This window comes from Stutzerimonas frequens (genome assembly GCF_024448335.1).
Classification (GTDB): domain Bacteria; phylum Pseudomonadota; class Gammaproteobacteria; order Pseudomonadales; family Pseudomonadaceae; genus Stutzerimonas; species Stutzerimonas frequens.
Genome location: NZ_JAMOHM010000002.1, coordinates 299,286 through 319,553, shown reverse-complemented (window position 1 = coordinate 319,553; position 20,268 = coordinate 299,286). Strand labels below are relative to the sequence as shown.

The 20,268-nt window shown below is 65.6% G+C and carries 15 protein-coding genes; 8 read left to right on the top strand and 7 right to left on the bottom strand.

Features of this window, described 5'->3' with window-relative positions; all coding sequences use genetic code 11:
* Positions 1 to 101: 101 nt before the first annotated feature.
* The 3 genes from mnmC to NAO55_RS04260 form a co-directional block, all read right to left on the bottom strand.
* Positions 102 to 2,084 carry a bifunctional tRNA (5-methylaminomethyl-2-thiouridine)(34)-methyltransferase MnmC2/FAD-dependent 5-carboxymethylaminomethyl-2-thiouridine(34) oxidoreductase MnmC1 gene (mnmC, locus tag NAO55_RS04270; protein ID WP_102840138.1) on the bottom strand — a complete coding sequence of 661 codons (1,983 nt, stop codon included), beginning with the start codon at positions 2,082 to 2,084 and terminating at the stop codon, positions 102 to 104.
* Between the two features lie 48 nt (positions 2,085 to 2,132).
* Positions 2,133 to 4,913, bottom strand: a complete 2,781-nt coding sequence (locus NAO55_RS04265; protein ID WP_180981637.1) for a response regulator — start codon at positions 4,911 to 4,913, stop codon at positions 2,133 to 2,135.
* Between the two features lie 103 nt (positions 4,914 to 5,016).
* Positions 5,017 to 5,643 (bottom strand): trimeric intracellular cation channel family protein, encoded by a 627-nt coding sequence (locus NAO55_RS04260; RefSeq protein ID WP_003283735.1) that lies wholly within the window; start codon positions 5,641 to 5,643, stop codon positions 5,017 to 5,019.
* 138 nt (positions 5,644 to 5,781) lie between these two features.
* Here NAO55_RS04260 and NAO55_RS04255 point away from each other — a divergent pair, with 138 nt between their 5' ends.
* From NAO55_RS04255 to NAO55_RS04225, 7 genes are all read left to right on the top strand, one after another.
* A complete protein-coding gene (locus tag NAO55_RS04255) occupies positions 5,782 to 6,675 on the top strand; it encodes an HTH-type transcriptional regulator ArgP (protein ID WP_063539926.1) in 894 nt (297 codons plus the stop codon).
* A gap of 102 nt (positions 6,676 to 6,777) precedes the next feature.
* The gene (gene cysM, locus NAO55_RS04250; RefSeq protein ID WP_026012453.1) at positions 6,778 to 7,680 is read left to right on the top strand and encodes a cysteine synthase CysM; all 903 of its coding nucleotides are present in this window, start codon (positions 6,778 to 6,780) and stop codon (positions 7,678 to 7,680) included.
* Positions 7,681 to 7,722: 42 nt separating this feature from the next.
* Positions 7,723 to 9,087 (top strand): 23S rRNA (uracil(1939)-C(5))-methyltransferase RlmD, encoded by a 1,365-nt coding sequence (gene rlmD / locus NAO55_RS04245; protein ID WP_102840140.1) that lies wholly within the window; start codon positions 7,723 to 7,725, stop codon positions 9,085 to 9,087.
* Positions 9,088 to 9,183: 96 nt separating this feature from the next.
* Positions 9,184 to 11,427 (top strand): GTP diphosphokinase, encoded by a 2,244-nt coding sequence (relA, locus tag NAO55_RS04240; RefSeq protein WP_102840141.1) that lies wholly within the window; start codon positions 9,184 to 9,186, stop codon positions 11,425 to 11,427.
* A gap of 159 nt (positions 11,428 to 11,586) precedes the next feature.
* Positions 11,587 to 12,417 carry a nucleoside triphosphate pyrophosphohydrolase gene (mazG, locus tag NAO55_RS04235; RefSeq protein WP_102840142.1) on the top strand — a complete coding sequence of 277 codons (831 nt, stop codon included), beginning with the start codon at positions 11,587 to 11,589 and terminating at the stop codon, positions 12,415 to 12,417.
* Between the two features lie 112 nt (positions 12,418 to 12,529).
* A complete protein-coding gene (locus tag NAO55_RS04230; RefSeq protein WP_003303991.1) occupies positions 12,530 to 13,069 on the top strand; it encodes a DUF2058 domain-containing protein in 540 nt (179 codons plus the stop codon).
* Positions 13,070 to 13,174: 105 nt separating this feature from the next.
* Positions 13,175 to 13,336 carry a hypothetical protein gene (locus NAO55_RS04225; protein WP_180981638.1) on the top strand — a complete coding sequence of 54 codons (162 nt, stop codon included), beginning with the start codon at positions 13,175 to 13,177 and terminating at the stop codon, positions 13,334 to 13,336.
* Between the two features lie 62 nt (positions 13,337 to 13,398).
* On the opposite strand, the gene NAO55_RS04220 is transcribed toward NAO55_RS04225, so the two are convergent.
* Positions 13,399 to 14,733, bottom strand: a complete 1,335-nt coding sequence (locus tag NAO55_RS04220) for an erythromycin esterase family protein (RefSeq protein WP_102840143.1) — start codon at positions 14,731 to 14,733, stop codon at positions 13,399 to 13,401.
* 192 nt (positions 14,734 to 14,925) lie between these two features.
* Between NAO55_RS04220 and NAO55_RS04215 the strand changes: the two genes are divergently transcribed.
* On the top strand, positions 14,926 to 15,159 hold the full coding sequence (locus NAO55_RS04215) for a hypothetical protein (RefSeq protein ID WP_063539920.1): 234 nt from the start codon (positions 14,926 to 14,928) through the stop codon (positions 15,157 to 15,159).
* Here the strand turns inward: NAO55_RS04215 and pdeM are convergent.
* From pdeM to NAO55_RS04200, 3 genes are read right to left on the bottom strand one after another with little or no spacing between them, the layout of a single operon-like run.
* Positions 15,137 to 15,826, bottom strand: coding sequence for a ligase-associated DNA damage response endonuclease PdeM (pdeM, locus tag NAO55_RS04210; protein WP_102840144.1), 690 nt, complete (start codon positions 15,824 to 15,826; stop codon positions 15,137 to 15,139). The two genes, NAO55_RS04215 and pdeM, sit on opposite strands and share 23 nt — an antisense overlap.
* Before the next feature lie 31 nt (positions 15,827 to 15,857).
* On the bottom strand, positions 15,858 to 18,554 hold the full coding sequence (locus NAO55_RS04205) for a ligase-associated DNA damage response DEXH box helicase (RefSeq protein ID WP_102840145.1): 2,697 nt from the start codon (positions 18,552 to 18,554) through the stop codon (positions 15,858 to 15,860).
* Positions 18,551 to 20,257: an ATP-dependent DNA ligase gene (locus NAO55_RS04200; protein WP_102840146.1), complete on the bottom strand. Its 1,707-nt coding sequence runs from the start codon at positions 20,255 to 20,257 to the stop codon at positions 18,551 to 18,553. Before NAO55_RS04200 ends, NAO55_RS04205 begins: the two co-directional genes overlap by 4 nt.
* Positions 20,258 to 20,268 lie beyond the last annotated feature (11 nt).

The window sequence follows — 20,268 nt, the reverse complement described above, 5'->3', positions numbered from 1 at the left end:
CTTACGCTGGTTGCTTTGTATAGTGGGGGGAGTATCTTTCGGTGCGCGCTTCGATGCAAGCCGTCACCCGCGCGGATGACGGTTTGCGCTGCCAGGTGAGGTCAGGTGCCGCGAATCAGCTTGCGCAACAGGAAGCGGTTAGGATGGCAGGCTTCCGTCACCGCCCGTGGTAACGGCAGCGGCTCGTCATCCAGCCAGGCGGCCAGCAATTCGCCGGACAGTGGGGCGCTGATCATTCCTCGCGAGCCGTGGGCGGTATTGACATAGAGACCGTCCAGCCAGGGGCAGGGCGCGTTCTGATTCGCCCGTGCATTTCTGGCCAGCCCTGCATAGGCTTCGGCAAAGGCTTGCGAGTCGGCCATTGGACCGATGATCGGCAGATAATCGGGGCTGGTACAGCGGAACCCGACGCGCCCCTGCAGCGATTCGGTGCGCTGTGGATCGGCCTCCAGGCGTGTGTAGAGGTCGGCCGAGATCTGTTCGAGCATTTCCAGGTTCGCCTGGTGTTCGGCAACACTGGGCGCAGCGTCGGTCTCCTGGAAGTTGAAGCTGGCGCCCAGGGTGTGCATGCCGTCACGTGGCGGTGCGACGTAGCCCTTGGCGCAGAGCACGGTGCGTAGCGCCTCGCTCTGTGAGGTCGCCGGCAGGCAGGATATCTGGCCGCGTATGCGCTTTAGCGGCAACCAGGCGCTCTGGCCGAAGCGCGCAACCTCGGCCGCACCTGCGAGCACCATTACCGGCGCCTCGGCAAGCAATGTTTCCCCACTCCAGGCCTGCCACGATCGACCAACGCGCCGCAGATCCAGAACTTCTTGGTGGCGCAGCAACTCGATGCCGGGCCGTTGCAGCAACCAGTGACACAGCGCAGGCGGATTGGCCCAGCCCGCCTGCGGATAGAACAGTCCCCCTTCGGGCAGCTCGACACCGGCCAGCGCCTCGGCTTCGGCCTTTGACAGTGCGCGGACTAGATCGGCCGGAAAGGCCTGCGTCAGTTCGGCCTGGCGCTCACGTTCCTTTTCGTCGTAGACCAGCTGCAGCACGCCGCAAGGCTGCCAGTCGTGGCCTCCGTGCAGGTTCTCCAGCAACCGACGGGTATAGCCGAAACCGCTGACCACCAGCCGCGACAGGGCCGTGCCATGGGCGGACAGCTTGAGGTACAGGACGCCCTGTGGATTGCCGGAGCCTTCCTGCGCAGCATCGGCATGGCGTTCGAGCACGCTGACCTGCCAGCCGCGCGCGGCCAGCGATGCGGCCGTGGCGCAGCCGGCCAGCCCGGCACCGACAACCACCGCCCGGCGCTCGCTCGAGGCGAATCCGGGCCGGGCGAACCAGGGCTTGTCGGTTGCCGGCGTGTTGGTGGCGAGGAAGCGCCCGCGCAAGATCTCGCGCTTGTGCCCATGGCCGGGCACGCGCTGCATGTCGAAGCCGGCCTCCATCAGCCCGCGGCGAACGAAACCGGCGCTGGTGAAGGTACCCAGGGTCGCCCCGGGTGCCGATAGCCTGGCCAGCTCGGCAAACAAGGCTGGCTGCCACATCTGCGGATTCTTCGCCGGTGCGAAACCGTCGAGGAACCAGGCATCCACTCGGGCATCGAGGTTCGGCAGGCAGTCGGCGACATCGCCGATGAGCAGGGTCAGTATGACCCGGCCGCCGGCCAGGACCACGCGCTGATACCCGGGGTGCAGCGCGACGTACTGCGACAGCAGCTGTTCGGTCTGTGCCCGCAGCTCCGGCCAGAGCGAAAGGGCGCGCTGCATGTCATCACGGGTCAGCGGGTGCTTTTCGACACTGACGAAGTGCAGGCGCGCCTGTGGATCGGCGGTGCGTTCGAACAACTGCCAGGCGCAAAGGAAATTGAGGCCGGTGCCGAAGCCTGTCTCGCCGACCACCAGACGCTCGCCGGCCTGCAGCGCGGCGAAGCGTCGTGCAAGATCGTTCTGTACAAGAAACACGTGTTCAGTTTCGGCAAGCCCGCTGGCTCGCGAGAAATACACATCGCCGTACAGGCGTGACTGCGGCAGGCCATTTTCGTCCCAGTCGAGTTCGGCGTGGGTGAAAACATCGGTGACGGGACGGTCGGTCATTGAGATTCCTGATAAGCAGGGGCGGGGCAGCGGCCCGGCCCGTTCGGGTCAACTGGCGGCTTCTGCTTCCTGCTCGAGTCGAGCGATGGCCGCGTCCAGTTCATCCAGCGCGGCTTCGCTGTCCGGATGGTTCTGCTTGAGCAGCGTTTCGCTCTGCTGGCAGGCGTTGCGCAGTTGCGGTACGCCACAATAGCGAGTCGCTCCATGCAGGCGGTGCACCCGCTCGATCAACGCCTGGCGATCACCGGCCTGGCGCGCTTCACGGATGGTGCGCCGATCGGACTCCAGCGACTGCAGCAGCATGCCGAGCATGTCCGCGGCGAGGTCGGCCTTGCCGGCGGCCAGGCGCAGGCCTTCTTCTTCGTCGAGAACCTTGAGGGCCGGCTGCGGCTCCGGCAGCGGTTCCGGCTGTGGCTGCGTCGACGGTTCAGCCTGGCGCTGCGGCTGGCTGCGCAGCGCCAGGCCGGTCCACTTGAGCACCACCTGCGCGAGCTGGCGGTCGCTGATGGGCTTGGTCAGGTAGTCATCGAGGCCACTCTGCAACAGGGAACGTTTTTCGTTCGCCAGGGCGTGAGCGGTGAGGGCGATGATCGGCAACGGCGTGTTGCCACTGGTGTGCTCCCAGTGGCGTATGGCCTCGGTGGTCTGGCGGCCATCCATGCCCGGCATCTGAACGTCCATCAGCACCAGGTCGAAGGCGCTTTGCTTGACCGACTCCAGAGCGGCGAGGCCGTTGTCCACGGCGACCACGTCGGCCCCCATGTCGCCGAGCAGGGTTTTCACCAGCAGCAGGTTGGCGGGATTGTCATCCACGCACAGCACACGTGCCGGGCGGCCGACCGCCGGGGCGCTGGGTTCGGCATATGCCTGGTGCGGACGTACCAGCTCGACGAGCACGCGCTGCAATTTACGCGTGCAGGTCGGCTTGCCCTGCAGCTGGGTGTAGCTGTGAGCTTCGGGCAGGGCGTCGTGGAACACGGACTGCTCGGTGGTCGGGCACAGCACTACGCATTTGCAACCGAGCGTCTCGATCTCTGCCAGTCGGCGACCGAGGACCTCGGGCCGGATTTCCCGAGCGGTGACGCCCAGCACCGCCAGATCGATCAGCTGACTACCCTGGCGCTGAGCGGCGATGGCTTCCTGCATCTGGTCCAGCGTATCGAAGGCATGCACCTCCAGGCCCAGGCTTTCCAGCTGGTGCTGCAATGCCTGGCGGGCCAGCAGGTGTTGCTCCAGCAGCGCGACCCGGCGCCCCTGCAGGGCAGGATGAGGCAGGTCTTCGACATCGTCGCGCGCCTTCGGCAGGCTGAGGCTTATCCAGAACTCGGAGCCTTCGTCGGGGATGCTGTCGACGCCGATCTCGCCGCCCATCTGTTCGATCAGGCGTTTGGAGATCACCAGACCCAGGCCGGTACCGCCGGGCTGGCGCGAAATGGAATTGTCCGCCTGGCTGAACGCCTGGAACAGCGCGCGCAGATCCTGATCGGTCAGGCCGATGCCGGTGTCCTGCACGCTGATACGCAGCTGCGCCCGCTCGGCATTGTCGTCCTCGACCATGGCGCGCACGGCGATGGTGCCGTCGTTGGTGAACTTGATCGCATTGCTGATCAGGTTGGTCAGCACCTGCTTGAGGCGCAGCGGATCGCCGATCAGCGACAGTGGGGTGTCCCGGTAAACCAGGCTGACCAGCTCGAGCTGTTTGGTGTGCGCAGACGGGGCGAGAATGGTCAGGGTGTCCTCGATCAGGTCGCGCAGGTTGAAGGGGATGCTGTCGAGCACCAGCTTGCCGGCCTCGATCTTCGAGAAGTCGAGGATCTCGTTGATGATCCCGAGCAGGCTGTCGGCGGACTTCTCGATGGTGCCCAGGTAGTCCTGCTGGCGCGGCGTCAGGTCGCTCTTCTGCAACAGCTGGGTGAAGCCGAGGATGCCGTTGAGCGGGGTGCGGATCTCGTGGCTCATGTTGGCGAGGAATTCGGACTTGATACGGCTGGCCTCCAGCGCCTCCTTGCGCGCCAGGTCCAGCTCGATGTTCTGGATCTCGATCGTCTCCAGGTTCTGCTGCACGTCTTCGGTGGCCTGGTCGATGCTCTGCTGCAGTTCCTCGCGGGCGCTGAGCAGGGCCTCGGCCATGCGGTTGATGCCGGACGCCAGCTCGTCCATTTCATGGCTGCCCAGGGGTGGCAGGCGCGTTTCCAGGTGGCCGTCCTTGAGCTGGGCAACAGCGGCCTTGACCCGTTGCAAAGGCAGGCTGATGGCGCGACTCATGCGCAATGCCAGCAGTGCGGTGATGATCAGCCCGGCGCCAACCAGAAACAGGCTGGTCAGCAGGCTGCGATAGCCGCGCAGCAGGGTGTTGTGGTGCGACAGTTCCAGCTCGAGCCAGCCGATGAGTTTCTCGTCCGGGCCGCGGGCTTCGTCGGCAAGGTTCAGATGGCGGCTGAGGATCGGCATGAGGATGCGCGTGTGATCCATGCTGCTGACGCGGGTGAGGCCTTCCGGATCGCCTGGGGGAGGGGGGGTCAGCATTCGCGGCCCGGCATGCACGCGCTGGGTACGCTCCGGATCGAGAATGGTAACCGCGCGGACATCGGCCTGGTCCAACACCTGGGTCAGGATGCGCTGCAGGCGCTTGTCATAACCAAGGTTCATGGCCGGTGCGGCCAGGGGGGCCAGTTGCTCGGCGATCAGCTGGCCGCGCTCATCGAGCTGGTGGCGCATCTCCGACAGCTGCATCCAGGTGAAGTAGGCGCCGAGCACCACCGCCAGCAGGGTGCTGGGCAGCAGCGTCAGCATCAGTACGCGGCCACGAATTCCAAGGTCTTTCAGCACAGTCCGTTCACCGATCCCGGTTTGCCAGCGCGCTAGTGTAGCGGCTCGGACCGGTGGAATCTGCACGCGACATCAAGCCCTGATGTCGCGTAGCAGCGGGTGGTCAGTCCAGCCCGCGGATTTCCTTGCCATTGAAGTCCGGCAGCTTCCAGTGGAAGGTCATCGCCAGCACACGGAACAGGAAGCCGCTGCCCAGCGCCGCCAGGGTGGCCAGGGTGGTGTTGATCTCCAGCCAGAGCATTCCTACATAGAAGACGCCGGTGAACAGTGCCACGGTGGCGTAAAGCTCGCGCTGCAGGACCATCGGCACCTGGTTGCACAGCACGTCGCGCATCAGCCCGCCGAAGATGCCGGTGATGACGCCAGCCAGCACGACGATGGATGGGTGTGCGCCCATGCCCATTGCCACGTCGCAGCCGATCACGGTGAATGCCACCAGCCCCAGGCCGTCCACCAGCAGGAAGACCATGCGCAGGTGATGCAGGTGACGGGCGATGAAGCCGGTAACGATCGCTGCTCCGATGGTGAAGGTGAGGTACTCGGGGTGGGCGATCCAGCCAACCGGGTAATGGCCGAGCAGCACGTCGCGCGCCGTGCCGCCCCCGAGCGCGGTCACGGTGCCGAGCAGGCAGATGCCGAACAGGTCCATACCGCGGCGCATGCCCATGATGGCCCCGGACATGGCTTCGGCGGTGATCGCGATCAGATAGATGGTGTGCAGCAGTTCCACGGCATACTCCGGACAGACTCGCTGCACCGCCAACGCGCGCTGCAGCTCGAGGTGCGCGATTATGGGGCAAAGCGTCGCTTTAATTTTATGTGCTAAGTATTTTTAGGCCATGCAAACATTTTCCTTATCGGTGCCGTCATGAATCTCGATCCGAAGCAGACCGAAGCCTTCCGTGCCGTCATTCGCACCGGCAGCTTCGAGCAAGCTGCGCAGCGCCTGCATCTGACGCCTCCGGCCATTTCGCAGCGGGTACGTGCGCTGGAGAGTGCGCTGGGCAGCGCCCTGGTGGTACGCAGTCGACCCTGCCGTCCCACCGAAACCGGACAGCGCCTGCTGCAATACCTCAAGCGCGCCACGCTGCTCGAGGCGGATCTGCTGGCCGATCTGGCCGAGCGCAGCGATGCACCGCTGGTGGTGGTCGCGGCGCTCAATGCCGACAGCCTGGGTACCTGGTTTTTTCCCGCCTTGGCCGAGGTGCTGATCCGCGAGCGGGTGCTGCTCGATCTCACTGTCGAGGACCAGGACCATACCTACAGCCTGCTGGAGACTGGCCTGGCGATCGGCTGCATCAGTACAGAGCCCAAGCCCATGCGTGGCTGCACCGCCAGCGCGCTGGGCCGTATGCGCTACCGGCTGGTGGCGTCGAGCGAGTTCCGGCAGAAGCACTTCGCCAACGGACTCAACCGCAACGCCGCGCGCAAGGCACCGGTGGTCGCCTACACGCGCAAGGACACCCTGCAGTCTTCCTTTCTGCTGCGCCGCTTCGGCCTCCCCGAGGGCGCCTATCCCTGCCATTACGTACCTGGCGCGGAGCCGCATTTCAGCGCGATTCGCTACGGCCTGGGCTACGGCATGGTGCCCGAACTGTTGCTGCATGATGCGCTGCAATCCGGCGAGGTGGTCGATCTGGCGGCCGACGAGCCCTTGGAAATCGCCCTGTACTGGCATACCTGGAAGGTGCAATCGCCGCGAATGGAGCATCTTTCGCGACAGATCGTCGAGGCGGCGCCGAAGATTCTCGCTCGCCCCTAGCCGCGTTCCGCGGCCTCTCGCAATTTGGCGCAGACAATCACGGCTGCCCGTCGTCGAACGATGCCGGTATCATGTCGACCTTCTCAGATGCCGTGCGACGCCATGACTACACACTATCCGACCATTGCCGATTGCATCGGCAACACCCCGCTGGTTCGTCTGCAGCGGATGCCGGGTAAGACCAGCAACACCATCCTGGTCAAGCTCGAGGGCAACAACCCGGCCGGTTCGGTCAAGGATCGTCCGGCGCTGTCGATGATCAATCGGGCCGAACTACGCGGTGACATCAGGCCCGGCGACACGCTGATCGAAGCCACCTCCGGCAACACCGGGATCGCTCTGGCCATGGCAGCCGCGATCAAGGGCTACCGGATGATCCTGATCATGCCGGATAACTCCAGTGCCGAGCGCAAGGCAGCGATGACCGCCTACGGTGCCGAGCTAATTCTGGTGTCCAAGGAGCAGGGCATGGAAGGTGCTCGCGACCTGGCGCTGCAAATGCAGGCCGAAGGCCACGGCAAGGTGCTCGACCAGTTCGCCAATGGCGACAATCCCGAGGCCCATTACACCAGCACCGGCCCCGAAATCTGGCAGCAGACCCAGGGTAGCATCACGCACTTCGTCAGCTCCATGGGCACCACCGGCACCATCATGGGCGTGTCGCGCTACCTCAAGGAACAGAATCCGGCTGTGCAGATCGTCGGCCTGCAGCCGATGGAGGGCGCAGCCATCCCCGGTATCCGCCGCTGGCCGCAGGAGTATCTGCCGAAGATCTATCAGGCCGAACGGGTCGACCGCGTCATCGACATGTCCCAGGCCGAGGCCGAGCAGGTCATGCGCCGCCTGGCCCGCGAAGAGGGCATCTTCTGTGGCGTATCCTCCGGCGGTTCCGTAGCGGCAGCGCTGAGGCTTTCGCAGGAACTGGAGAACGCGGTGATCGTGGCGATCGTCTGTGACCGCGGCGACCGCTATCTGTCGACCGGCGTATATGACGCACCGAATTGATCGGCTGGCCGGCCGGCCTTCCCGTAGTGCAGGTTCCAACTGATGGCCAAACGTAGCGGCGCTCTGCGCTTTCAACCCAGTGGCGGCGAGCGCAGGCCTCAGGTACCGGTCGGTAAGAAGCAACGGCTGAGTATCGAGCGGCTGGCCAATGACGGACGCGGTATCGCCTTCATCGAGGGACGCACCTGGTTCGTCGAGGGCGCGTTGCCCGGCGAAGAGGTCGAGGCGCGCGTGCTGGCTGCGCGCAGTCAGATCGTCGAGGCGCGCTGCGAGCGTGTGCTTCAGGCCAGTGCGCAGCGTCAGGTCGAGCCCTGTCCACATGCCCGTCTGTGTGGCGGTTGCAACCTGCAGCATTCGCCCTTTACCGATCAGCTTGCGCTGAAGCAGCGCACGCTTGCCGAGCAGCTCGCGCGGGTGGCCGACTTGGAGCCGGAGGCATGGGCCGAGCCGCTGGTGGGCCCAGCCTTCGGGTATCGCCGCCGGGCGCGGCTGGCGGTGCGCTGGAACGTCAAGAGCAAGCACCTCGATATCGGTTTCCGCGCCAGCGCCAGCCAGGACGTCATCTCCATCCGTGAATGTCCGGTTCTGGTACAGCCCTTGCAGTCGCTGCTGCCGGCATTGCTGGCAGCGCTACGTGATCTGGGCAAGCCGCAGGCGATCGGTCATGTCGAACTCTTCAGTGGTACGGCCGAGGCGGTGCTGATTCGTCACACCGCCGACCTGCCCGAAGCAGACGTGGCACGTCTGCGCAGCTTCGCTAGTGCCAATGCAGCGCAGCTCTGGTGGCAGGGCGAAGGTGAGCCGGAGCCGGATGATCCCGCGGCGAAGCTGGGTTACCGGCTGGATGCCTGGGATCTGGAACTGGCCTGGCGGCCGGGGGATTTCGTCCAGGTCAACGCGTCGGTCAACGATGCGATGGTGGCTCAGGCGCTGGAATGGCTGGGCGCTGGCAAGGACGACGCAGTGCTGGATCTGTTCTGTGGGCTGGGCAACTTCAGCCTGCCGCTGGCGCGCATCGGCGCTCGGGTGGTGGGCGTCGAAGGTGTCGAGGCGATGGTGGCGCGTGCGCGGGAAAACGCCCGGTACAACGGCATCGAGACGGCGCACTTTTATCGTGCCGACTTGTCGAAGCCGCTTGCCGATGCCCCCTGGGCGGACGGCGGTTTCGCTGCGGTGCTGCTCGATCCACCGCGCGATGGCGCGCTGGAAATCGTTCGACAAATGTCGATGCTGAGGGCGCAGCGGGTGGTCTATGTTTCATGCAATCCTGCCACCCTGGCGCGCGACGCACGTGAGCTGGCCAGCCAGGGCTACCGACTCAAGCGTGCAGGTGTGCTGGACATGTTCCCGCAGACGGCCCACGTCGAGGCCATGGTACTGTTCGAGGGGCCCGACGCACCGCGGTGATGCATTCTTGGCAGGCAACAGGCCTGTGGTTCAATCGACCGGCACGCAGAATGCCGGCGTTCATGGCGCAGTAGGTGCGCAAAAGGGAAGGTTTAGATGGTACAGGTCAGAGCGCTTCAGCCGATCAATACGGACGGTAGTATCAACCTGGATGGCTGGCTCGATCATGTGCTGGGCATGGACCCGGCACTCGACCGCGCGGCCCTGAAGGAAGCCTGCGAGTTCGCTCGCGAGGCGGAACAACAGGCCAACGCGGCGCAGAATCTCTGGAGCGAGGGGACCTCCAGTTACCAGATCGGCCTCGAGATCGCCGAGATTCTCGCCGATCTGAAGCTCGACCAGGACAGCCTGGTGGCCGCGGTGATCTACCGTGGCGTGCGCGAAGGCAAGATCAAGCTGGCCGACGTGCATCAGCGCTTCGGCCCGGTGGTGGCCAAGCTCATCGAAGGCGTGCTGCGCATGGCAGCGATCAGCGCCAGTCTCAATCCCCGCGAATCGCTGGTGCTGGGCTCCCAGGCGCAGGTGGAGAACCTGCGCAAGATGCTGGTGGCCATGGTCGACGACGTTCGAGTCGCGCTGATCAAGCTGGCCGAACGCACCTGCGCCATCCGCGCGGTCAAGCTGGCTGACGACGAGAAACGCCAGCGCGTCGCCCGGGAAGTCTTCGACATCTACGCGCCGCTGGCCCATCGCCTGGGCATCGGCCACATCAAGTGGGAGCTGGAGGACCTGTCCTTCCGCTACCTCGAGCCCGAGCAGTACAAGCAGATCGCCCAGCTGCTGCACGAGCGTCGGCTCGATCGCGAGCAGTACATCACCAATGTCGTCCAGCAGCTCAAGGATGAACTGACCGCGGCCGGCATCCAGCCGGAGATCGACGGGCGCGCCAAGCACATCTATTCCATCTGGCGAAAAATGCAGAAGAAGGGCCTGCAGTTCAGCCAGATTTACGACGTTCGCGCCGTTCGCGTGCTGGTTCCGGAAGTGCGCGACTGCTACACCGCGCTGGGTATCGTGCACACCCTGTGGCGACACATTCCGAAGGAGTTCGACGACTACATCGCCAACCCGAAGGAGAACGGCTACCGCTCGCTGCATACCGCGGTGATCGGCCCCGAGGGCAAGGTGCTGGAGGTGCAGATTCGCACCCACGCCATGCACGAGGAGGCCGAGCTGGGGGTTTGCGCGCACTGGCGCTACAAGGGCACCGACGTCAATTCCGGTTCGGACCACTACGAGGAGAAGATCGCCTGGCTGCGTCAGGTGCTCGAATGGCACGAAGAACTGGGCGACATCGGCGGGCTGGCCGACCAGCTGCGCGTCGACATCGAGCCCGACCGCGTCTATGTATTCACCCCGGATGGCCATGCCATCGACCTGCCCAAGGGCGCCACGCCACTGGACTTCGCCTACCGCGTGCACACCGAGATCGGCCACAACTGCCGCGGGGCGAAGGTCAACGGGCGCATCGTGCCGCTCAACTACAGTCTGCAGACCGGCGAGCAGGTGGAAATCATCACCAGCAAGCACGGCTCGCCGAGCCGCGACTGGCTGAACCCCAACCTGGGCTACATTACCACCTCGCGCTCGCGGGCGAAGATCGTTCACTGGTTCAAGCTCCAGGCACGCGACCAGAACGTCGCGGCCGGCAAGGCGCTGCTGGAGCGTGAACTGGGACGGCTGGATCTGCCCCCGGTGGATTTCGACAAGCTGGCCGAGAAGGCCAACCTGAAGAACGCCGAAGACATGTTCGCCGCGCTGGGCGCCGGCGACCTGCGCCTGGCGCATCTGATCAACATGGCGCAGCAACTGGTCGAGCCGGAGCGCGGTTACGACCAGCTGGAACTGATCCCGCGGCGTTCCGCACCGCACAAGCCAGGCAAGCGCGGCGATGTGCAGATCCAGGGCGTCGGCAACCTGCTGACGCAGATGGCCGGCTGCTGCCAGCCGCTGCCGGGCGACCCGATTGTCGGTTACATCACCCAGGGTCGCGGCGTCAGCATCCATCGCCAGGACTGCCCATCGGTGCTGCAGCTGGCCGGGCGTGAGCCGGAACGGATCATCCAGGTCAGCTGGGGGCCGGTGCCGGAGAAGACCTATCCGGTAGAGATCATGATCCGCGCCTACGACCGCGCCGGGCTGTTGCGCGACATCTCGCAGATGCTGCTCAACGAGCGCATCAACGTGCTGTCGATGAACACCCGTTCGAACAAGGAAGACAGCACCGCGCAGATGACGCTGACCATCGAGATTCCGGGGCTGAACGCCCTGGGTCGCCTGCTCAGCCGCATTTCGCAGCTGCCGAACATCATCGAGGCCAAGCGCCAAAGAGCGACGTAAGGCGCAGCACAGCGGCGGCGCCTACCGCGCCGTGGCGTATGGATGAAGCGTCAGCTACGCGCCCCGATCCACCCTACAATCGGCCTGACATCCGTAGGGTGGATGTCGCTTTTTACATCCACCGGAACGCCGCTGCGATAGCCCGGCTTGAGGAATCCCATGTACCAACTCCCCGATCTGCTGCACCTGATGGCCCGGCTGCGCGATCCGCAGCATGGCTGCCCCTGGGATCTGCAGCAGAACTACGCGAGCATCGTCCCGCACACGCTGGAAGAGGCTTACGAGGTCGCCGATGCCATCGAGAGTGGTGACTTCGACCATCTGCCAGGCGAGTTGGGTGATCTGCTGTTCCAGGTCGTCTACTACAGCCAATTGGCACGGGAGGAGGGGCGCTTCGACTTCGCCACGGTGGTCGATGGCATCACCCGCAAGCTGGTGCGCCGTCATCCGCACGTCTTCCCCGATGGTGACCTGTATGGCTCGCCGGAGCTGCCGCGGCTCGATGAGGCGGCGATCAAGCAGCGCTGGGAGGAGATCAAGGCCGAGGAGCGTGCCGAGAAAGCTGCCGCTCCTGAACAGCTGTCGTTGCTTGACGATGTCCCGAGCGCGCTGCCGGCGCTCAGCCGGGCCGCCAAGCTGCAGAAGCGTGCCGCCCAGGTTGGTTTCGACTGGCCCGAGGCACTGCCGGTGGTGGACAAGGTGCGCGAGGAGCTCGGCGAGGTGCTGGAGGCGATGAGCGAGAACGACCCGCAGGCCATCGCCGAGGAGCTGGGCGATTTGCTGTTCGTGGTGGTCAACCTGGCCCGCCATCTCAAGGTCGATCCGGAGAACGCCCTGCGCGCGGCCAACGGCAAGTTCGAGCGGCGCTTCCGCTTCATCGAACAGGCCTTGCGCGAAGCGGGACGGCCCATCGAGAGCTGCGATCTCGAAGAGCTCGATGGGCTCTGGGGTGAAGCGAAGAAGGCCGAACGATCGCCGTCCTGCGGCTAACCGCACTTTCCAGGCTGGATGTGGATTTTCACATCCACCACAATGCCGCTCGGTGGACGGCTGACGCGTCCACCTGCGTCCCACTTGAATTCACGACGAGACGAGCCGAAACATGAGTCTTTCCCTCCGTGATCAGCTGCTCAAAGCCGGGCTGGTCAACGAAAAGCAGGCCAAGCAGGCCGTCAAGCAGAAGCAGAAGCAGCAGCGCCTGGAGAAAAAGGGCCAGGTCGAGAAGGACGATTCGCAGCGCGAAGCGGCGCTGAAGGCCCAGGCCGAGAAGCTCGCCCGCGATCAGGAGCTCAACCGCCAGCAGCAGCAGAAGGCCGAGCAGAAGGCCCGTGCAGCGCAGATCAAGCAGTTGATCGAGACCAGCCGCCTGCCGAAGCTGACCACCGAGGATTACTACAACTTCGTCGACGACAAGAAGGTCAAGCGCCTGTCGGTCAACAAGCTAATGCGTGACAAGCTGGCCAGCGGCTCGCTGGCCATCGTGCGCCACGGCGGCGGCTACGAGGTCATTCCGCGCGAGGCGGCGCTGAAGATCCAGGAGCGCGACCCGCAGCGCGTGGTGCAGCTCAACACCCGCACCGAAGAGCCGGATGCCGACGATCCGTACGCCGCCTATCAGGTCCCGGACGACCTGATGTGGTGATCCACAGGGGCAGTGTCGCCCGACGGAAGGTCGGATAGAAAGCGCCTGCCCCGACCTCTACTACAGACCTGCCCGCCGTTGCGGGTGCACGCAGTGGAGGACATCATGCTCGCTCAATCGCTTCGCTATATCCCCAACCCAGACAGCCAATACTGGCTTGCCGTCGGCGTGCCGGGCGACCCGGAGGAGCCGGGCGTGCCGACACAGCCATCGGAGCCCGGTGAACCCACCGTGCCGGATCAGCCGCCGCCAGCGCCGGTGGCGTAAGCCGGTCGACTGTCTCTTCTTGCGTGACCGCGTCGCAGCGCTCCAGCGCCGCGACGCATGCTTCATTCGCCGAACGGGTAGGTATCCGGTACGACGCTCGAGTCGATGTCTTGCGGGCCGATATGCATTACCGCCTGCGTCTGTTCAAGCCAGATCAACGCATCGAACTGCTCGGCAAGAATGGCTCGGAAGTAGTGGCTCTGCCGCTCGGTCAGCGGCCGGTAGATGACACCGATCGCGCGCTCCAGTCGCGGGTGGCTGAGCGCCTCGCGCAATTCGCCGCGATCATCGCGCCAGTCGGTCAGTGAGGCCGGCACGCCGGCGCGCAGAAAGAGCTGCTCCCAGCTGTCCGGCCGCGACGGAATGACCTGCTTGATCTGCATCGGCTCGTCCCAGTTGTCCGCAGCGGCCACCTCGCCGCGATCGGTCGCCATGCCGATCAGCACGGCATCGCGCCCGAAGGCGGTGCGGCAAAGCTCGCCGATGTTGAACTCGCCACCCCAGCCCATCGACGTCGCCGCTGCATTGCCAATATGCGAGTTGTGCGCCCAGATGACCGCTTTCGCGTTTGCCCCGCGATGGTCGAGCAGGGCCCGCAGCGTGTCGAACATATGCCGGTCGCGCAGGTTCCAGGATTCCGTCGAGCCGCGGTACATGGCCCGGTAGTAGCTCTCCGCGGCCAGTACCACCCGTGCGTTGCGTTCGGCATTGAAGAACCGTTCGCCATCCTGGCCGATGTACTCGAGGCGCTGGGCGAGCAAGGCCTGCAACTGCTCGATCACCGCGTTTTCGCAGGTTGGCTGACCGAGCATGACGTTGCGGCCATAGATGGCCGGGTCTTCCTGCCAGGGGCTCAGGCAGCCATAGCGCTGGCGTGCATCTGCCGCAGCTTCAGGGTCGGTATGGTCGAGGTAACGCAGTACCTCGCGGATCGAGCTGCCGAGGCTGTATACATCCAGGCCGCGAAACTCGACGCGCCGTGACGCATCCAGCGCCGCATTGTGCTCGCGCAGCCAGTGGACAAAAGCCTCGACTTCGCGGTTGCGCCACATCCAGGTCGGGAAACGTTTGAAGGCATCCTCTGTCCAGGCGACCGATTCACGTTGACGACAATAGCAGTCGATTCGCGCGGCATCGGGCCAATCCGCCTCGACCGCGACGATGGAAAAACCATGGCGCTCGATCAGGCGCTGGGTGATCGCGGCGCGGGCGCGGTAGAACTCGGAGGTGCCGTGGCTGGCTTCACCGATCAGCACCACCCGAGCGTCGGCGAAGCGTTCGAAGCTATCGGCGAAGCGTGGATCGTCCAGGGTGGGCAGCGGCTCGGCATGCTGGCGCAGTAAGCTCACCAAACGCTCTTCGGACGGTTCGGTAGCGCGCAGAGGCGAGGCGTTCATGTTCCCGACTCCTTGGTGTTTGAATACGGATGACCGGGGCGTCCGTATGGTTGTTCCTGGCAATTCAATTAAAGCTGCTAACTTTGAAGTGAGGGACCGAACTGCCGACGCCGGATGGGTCTAAAAACTTACAAAAACCAAAATGGGCGTTATTACGTTCACACGGGTTTCTTTAAGGCGAGGGGCATTTCCATGACGACCTGGATCATTGCGTATAACAAAGACGGCAACACTTCGATGCTGAAGATCGACTCCGAACACCAGCCGGACATCGACGACGCGGTCGAACTGGTGACGCGCAAGGCGGAAGAGCTCTATCCGGATCAGGAGATCGAGCATGAACACGATCCTGATCTGGAGGACACTCCCGCCACACGCCTGGCCGAACGCTACGGCATCACCATCACCGGTATCTCCCAGGCCTGACCGGGACCTGGCGCTCCACCGGCCATACCTCCCCATCTCCCACCACATAGATTCGCCAGTTGTCTTCGGTTGCCACCGTCATCGTACCGGTGAAGCTGCCGAAGGCTGGCAGCAGGCTGAGTCGTTCGCCGATGCAGAAGCAGGGCAGGCGCAGGCGCTGGCGCCCGCGACCCTGTAGCGGGAAGGCGGGGTGAACGTGGCCGGCCAGCACGTGGTGGCTGGGGTGTGGCTGCGGTTCGTGCTGCAGCGCGTACGGGCCGAGCAGCAGCGGCTCGTTCACCACCTCGATGCCGAGCTGCGCCGGCGGGTCCCCCGCACGGCGGTCGTGGTTGCCGCGCACCAGTGTGAGGGCCAGCTGGGGATGGCGCGAGCGCCATTCGGCCAGGCGCGCAAGCGTGGCCGGCGCATGGGATTCGGGTGCGTGCAGGAAGTCGCCGAGAAAGATCAGCTGGCGGCAGCAGTATCGGGCCAGCAGGCCGTCCAGCTGGCGCAGGTTGGCATCGGTGGTGCCATGGGGCACAGGCTGGCCGAGGCGACGATAGGCTGCGGCCTTGCCGAAATGGATGTCGGCCACCAACAGAGCCTGCTGTGCGGGCCAGTAGATCGCCTTTTCCGCCAGCAGCCAGAGTGTGGCGCCGGCCAGTTCGATGGGCTGGTAGGCGTTCATGATCCGTCGGTTCGTCCTGTGGTTCGGTTCATCAGGCGGGTTTGGCCTTTCTCGTGCGCGGCGTGCCGTCCTTGCGTGCGCGCGGCTTGCGTGGTCGAGGGGCGTCGCGCTCGACGGTGATCGTCGATTGTGGCTCGGGCTGGTAGCCGCCGGGACCGGCAGCCTTGTCCAGCTCCGCCACCATGCGGCGGATGCGGTCGGCGAGCTTCTCCGAGGTCATGCTTTCGCGAAAGCGCTCGACCATCAGCGGAAAGGCCAGCGGGGTCGCGCGCCTGACCTGATGGACGTCCAGACGGCGCTGTTGCAGGCGTTGCAGCGTCTGCTGCAAGCGCTCGACTTCCAGCTCCTGGCGCAGCACCTCTTCCTCGGCCTGGGTCAGCAGCAGATTGCCCGGATCGTACTGGCGGAACACATCGAAGAACAGGCCACTGGAAGCCTGCAGCTGACGCGCGCTCTTCTGCGCACCCGGGTAGCCGGAGAACACCAGCCCGGCGATGCGCGCGATCTCGCGAAAACGGCGGCGCGCCAGCTCACTGGCATTGAGGCTGGCGAGCACGTCATGCAGCAGGTCGTTTTCGCTGAAAAGCGCCGGCGTCAGCCAGTGCAGCCAGTCCACCTCGGTGGCCGAAAGCAGTTCGAAGCCATAGTCGTTGACCGCGATGGAGAAGGTCAGCGGTTGACGCTGGCCCATGCGCCAGGCCAGCAGACTGGCCAGACCCAAGTGCACATGGCGCCCGGCGAAGGGGTAGAGGAACAGGTGCCAGCCTTCGCGGGACTTCATCACCTCGGCCAGCAAGGTGGTCTTGGTGGGCAGCGCCGACCAGTCCATCTGGACGCGAAGCAGCGGTTCGACCAGGCGCATTTCGGGCGTGCTGAACTGCTCGCGCGAGGCAGCACCGAGCTGCTCGACCACGGCATCGGCCAGCTCGCTGGATAGCGGCATGCGCCCGCCGTTCCAGCGCGGCACGGCAGCCTTCTTGCCCGTCGCGCGGCTGACGTAGGCGGTCATGTTCTCGACCCGCACCAGCTCCAGCAGGCGACCGCCGAAGAGGAAGTTGTCGCCGGGGCGCAGGCGCGCGATGAAACCTTCCTCGACGCTGCCCAGCGAACGCCCGCTGCCGCCCTTGGCCCAGAACTTCACCGTCAGGCTGGCGTCGCTGACGATGGTGCCGATGCTCATGCGATGGCGCAGCGCCACGCGGCGACTGGGCACTTTCCAGAGACCGGTTTCATCCGGCTCGACCCGCTGATAGTCGGGGTAGGCCGTCAGCGAATGCCCGCCATGGCGGACGAAGGCCAGCGCCCATTGCCAGTGCTCGTCGGTCAGCTCCCGGTAGGACCAGGCCTGGCGCACCTCGGCGAACAGCTCATCCGGGCGGAAGCCGCCGCCCAGGGCCATGCTCACCAGGTGCTGCACCAGCACGTCGAGCGGGCGATGCGGTGCGCTGCGGGCCTCGATGCGGCGCTCGGCGATGGCCACCTGGGCGGCCGCGGCTTCCACTACCTCCACGCTGTGGGTGGGCACCAGGGTGACCCGCGAGGTTCGCCCCGGCGCGTGTCCGGAGCGGCCGGCGCGCTGCATCAGCCGCGCCACGCCCTTGGGCGAGCCGATCTGCAAAACACGCTCGACCGGCAGGAAGTCCACGCCCAGATCCAGGCTGGAGGTGCAGACCACGGCCTTGAGCGCGCCCTGCTTGAGGCCCAGTTCGACCCAGTCGCGCACCTCGCGTGCCAGCGAGCCGTGGTGCAGGGCGATCAACCCGGCCCAGTCCGGCCGCGCCTCCAGCAGCGCCTGATACCAGATTTCCGACTGCGAACGGGTATTGGTGAACACGAGGGTGGTCGCGGCGGAGTCGATCTCTTCGACCACCTGCGGCAGCATGCGCAGGCCGAGATGACCGGCCCAGGGGAAGCGCTCGATGCTCGGCGGCAGCAGGGTGTCTACGCGCAGGTCCTTGTCCACCTTGCCCTGCACCAGCCTGCCGCTGCCGGGGTGCAGCAGCACGTCCAGCGCGTGGGGCTGGTTGCCGAGGGTGGCGGAAAGGCCCCAGACGATCAGCTCCGGCATCCACTGGCGCAGGCGCGCCAGTGCCAGTTGCAGTTGCACGCCGCGCTTGTTGCCCAAGAGCTCGTGCCATTCGTCCACCACCAGCATGCGCAAACCGGCGAAGGCCTGGCGCGCATCGGCGCGGGTCAGCAGCAGGGTCAGGCTTTCCGGCGTGGTGACCAGCGCGCTGGGCAGACGCCGTCCCTGCCGCGCACGTTCGGCACCGCTGGTATCGCCGGTGCGCAGGCCGATGCTCCAGCCGATGCCGAGGTCGTCCAGCGGCGCCTGCAAGGCGCGGGCGGTGTCGGCGGCCAAGGCGCGCATCGGGGTGATCCAGAGCACCGTCAAAGGCGCCGGCTTGTCCGTCGCGGTGGGAGAGGGTGCCTTGGTCGCAAAGCGATTCAGGGCTCCGAGCCAGACGGCGTAGGTCTTGCCGGAGCCGGTGGTGGCATGCAGCAGGCCCGATTCGCCATCGCCTATCGCTTGCCAGACCTCCTGCTGGAACGGGAAGGGTTGCCAGGCACGGCTGGCAAACCAGCCCTCAGCGAGGCTCTCGGCCCCGTCCCTCACCCCCGGCCCCTCTTCTTGAGGGAGTGGGTCGTGATCGTGTGGCCGCTCGGCTCGGCTCTTGGGAGAGGGTTGGAATGAGGGCCGAGCGGCTGCCGGGTGCCTTGGTTTCATCCCAGCAGTTCCTTCAGCGTCTCCAGCGTATCGGCTTCCTCCACCGGCTTGTCGAGGCGCCAGCGCAGCATGCGTGGGAAGCGCACGGCGATGCCGCTCTTGTGGCGGCTGCTGGCGGCGATGCCTTCGAAGCCGAGTTCGAACACCAGGGTCGGCGTGACGCTGCGCACCGGGCCGAACTTCTCCACGGTGGTCTTGCGCACGATGGCGTCCACCTTGCGCATCTCCTCGTCGGTGAGGCCGGAATAGGCCTTGGCGAAGGGGACGAGCTTGCGCTCAGGGTCGCCCGGCTCTCCGTCCCAGACGGCAAAGGTGTAGTCGGTGTAGAGGCTGGCGCGGCGGCCATGACCGCGCTGGGCATAGATCAGCACCGCATCGACGGAGTAGGGATCGATCTTCCATTTCCACCAGACGCCGACGTCCTTGGTCCGACCGACGCCGTACTGGGCCGCGCGCGCCTTGATCATCATGCCTTCCACGCCCAGCTGGCGGGAGGCTTCGCGCTGGCGGGCCAGGTCCTGCCAATCCGTTCCGCTCACCAGTGGCGACAGCATCAGCTGCGGGCTTGGGCATTGCTCGACCACCGCCTCGAGCTGCTGGCGGCGTTCGCGGTGCTCGCGCTGCCGCCAGTCGTCGCCCTGCCATTCCAGCAGGTCGTAGGCGAGCACCGCTACCGGCGCATCCTGCAGCACCTTGGCGGTCAGGTTCTTGCGTCCGATGCGCTGTTGCAGCAGGGCGAACGGCTGCACGCCGAAGCCATCGGCGCTGGGCTCGCCGGTGCTGGCGGCGTCGAACAGCTCGCCGGCTGGGGTCTCCGGGGCATGCTTCCAGACCAGGATCTCGCCATCGATCACCGTGCCGTCGGGCAGGCAGCGAGCCAGTTCGCACAGCTCGGGAAAACGCTCGCTGACCAGTTCCTCGCCGCGCGACCAGACCCAGATCTGCCCGTCGCGCTTGACCAGCTGGGCGCGGATGCCGTCCCACTTCCATTCGATGAACCAATTGTCCGGCGCGCCAAGCAGCGTGTCGAACTCCTCCACCGGCGCCTGCAGCGGGTGCGCGAGGAAGAACGGGTAGGGCTGACCCCCACGCTGGGCGTGCTCATGCTCGGACTCCTCGGCGATCAGCGCGCGGTAGCCCTCGGCGCTGGGCCGATGGGACAGGTCGGTGTAGCCGACCAGGCGCTGCGCGACGCGCTTGGGGTCGAGGTCGGCCAACGAGGCCAGCGCGCGAGTGACCAGCAGCTTCGACACGCCGACGCGAAAGGCGCCGGTGATCAGCTTGATGCAGACCATCAGGCTGAGCCGGTCCAGCTGTGCCCAGAGCGCCGGCAAGCGTTCGGCCAGCTCCTCTGGCGGCAGGCCGCGCAGCGGTAGCAGTCGGTCCTGCATCCACACGGCCAGCCCGTCCTCGGAGCTGTGTTCGGCCTCGGGCATCAGCAGCGAGATGGTCTCGGCCATGTCGCCAACTGCCTGGTAGCTCTCCTCGAACAGCCATTCGGGCAAGCCCGCCGCCTGCATGGCGGTTGCGCGCAGGACGCGGGTCGGGACCAGTTGACGCGGGCGGCCACCGGCTAGGAAGTAGACCGCCCAGGCAGCGTCGGCCGGATCGGCCTCGCGGAAATAGTCACGCATCGCGGCCAGTTTGGCATTGCTCGAAGTGGTGGCGTCCAGACGGCTGTAGAGCGTGGCGAAGGCTTTCATGCAACGCCTCC

What these genes read in the sequence shown, in the direction of transcription:
- mnmC (WP_102840138.1), bottom strand. Translation starts at nt 2,084, where the DNA reads ATGACCGACCGTCCCGTCACCGATGTTTTCACCCACGCCGAACTCGAC.
- pdeM (WP_102840144.1), bottom strand. Translation starts at nt 15,826, where the DNA reads ATGAACGCCTACCAGCCCATCGAACTGGCCGGCGCCACACTCTGGCTG.
- NAO55_RS04230 (WP_003303991.1), top strand. Translation starts at nt 12,530, where the DNA reads ATGAGTCTTTCCCTCCGTGATCAGCTGCTCAAAGCCGGGCTGGTCAAC.
- NAO55_RS04225 (WP_180981638.1), top strand. Translation starts at nt 13,175, where the DNA reads ATGCTCGCTCAATCGCTTCGCTATATCCCCAACCCAGACAGCCAATAC.
- NAO55_RS04205 (WP_102840145.1), bottom strand. Translation starts at nt 18,554, where the DNA reads ATGAAACCAAGGCACCCGGCAGCCGCTCGGCCCTCATTCCAACCCTCT.
- NAO55_RS04215 (WP_063539920.1), top strand. Translation starts at nt 14,926, where the DNA reads ATGACGACCTGGATCATTGCGTATAACAAAGACGGCAACACTTCGATG.
- NAO55_RS04220 (WP_102840143.1), bottom strand. Translation starts at nt 14,733, where the DNA reads ATGAACGCCTCGCCTCTGCGCGCTACCGAACCGTCCGAAGAGCGTTTG.
- relA (WP_102840141.1), top strand. Translation starts at nt 9,184, where the DNA reads ATGGTACAGGTCAGAGCGCTTCAGCCGATCAATACGGACGGTAGTATC.
- NAO55_RS04200 (WP_102840146.1), bottom strand. Translation starts at nt 20,257, where the DNA reads ATGAAAGCCTTCGCCACGCTCTACAGCCGTCTGGACGCCACCACTTCG.
- rlmD (WP_102840140.1), top strand. Translation starts at nt 7,723, where the DNA reads ATGGCCAAACGTAGCGGCGCTCTGCGCTTTCAACCCAGTGGCGGCGAG.
- NAO55_RS04255 (WP_063539926.1), top strand. Translation starts at nt 5,782, where the DNA reads ATGAATCTCGATCCGAAGCAGACCGAAGCCTTCCGTGCCGTCATTCGC.
- mazG (WP_102840142.1), top strand. Translation starts at nt 11,587, where the DNA reads ATGTACCAACTCCCCGATCTGCTGCACCTGATGGCCCGGCTGCGCGAT.
- cysM (WP_026012453.1), top strand. Translation starts at nt 6,778, where the DNA reads ATGACTACACACTATCCGACCATTGCCGATTGCATCGGCAACACCCCG.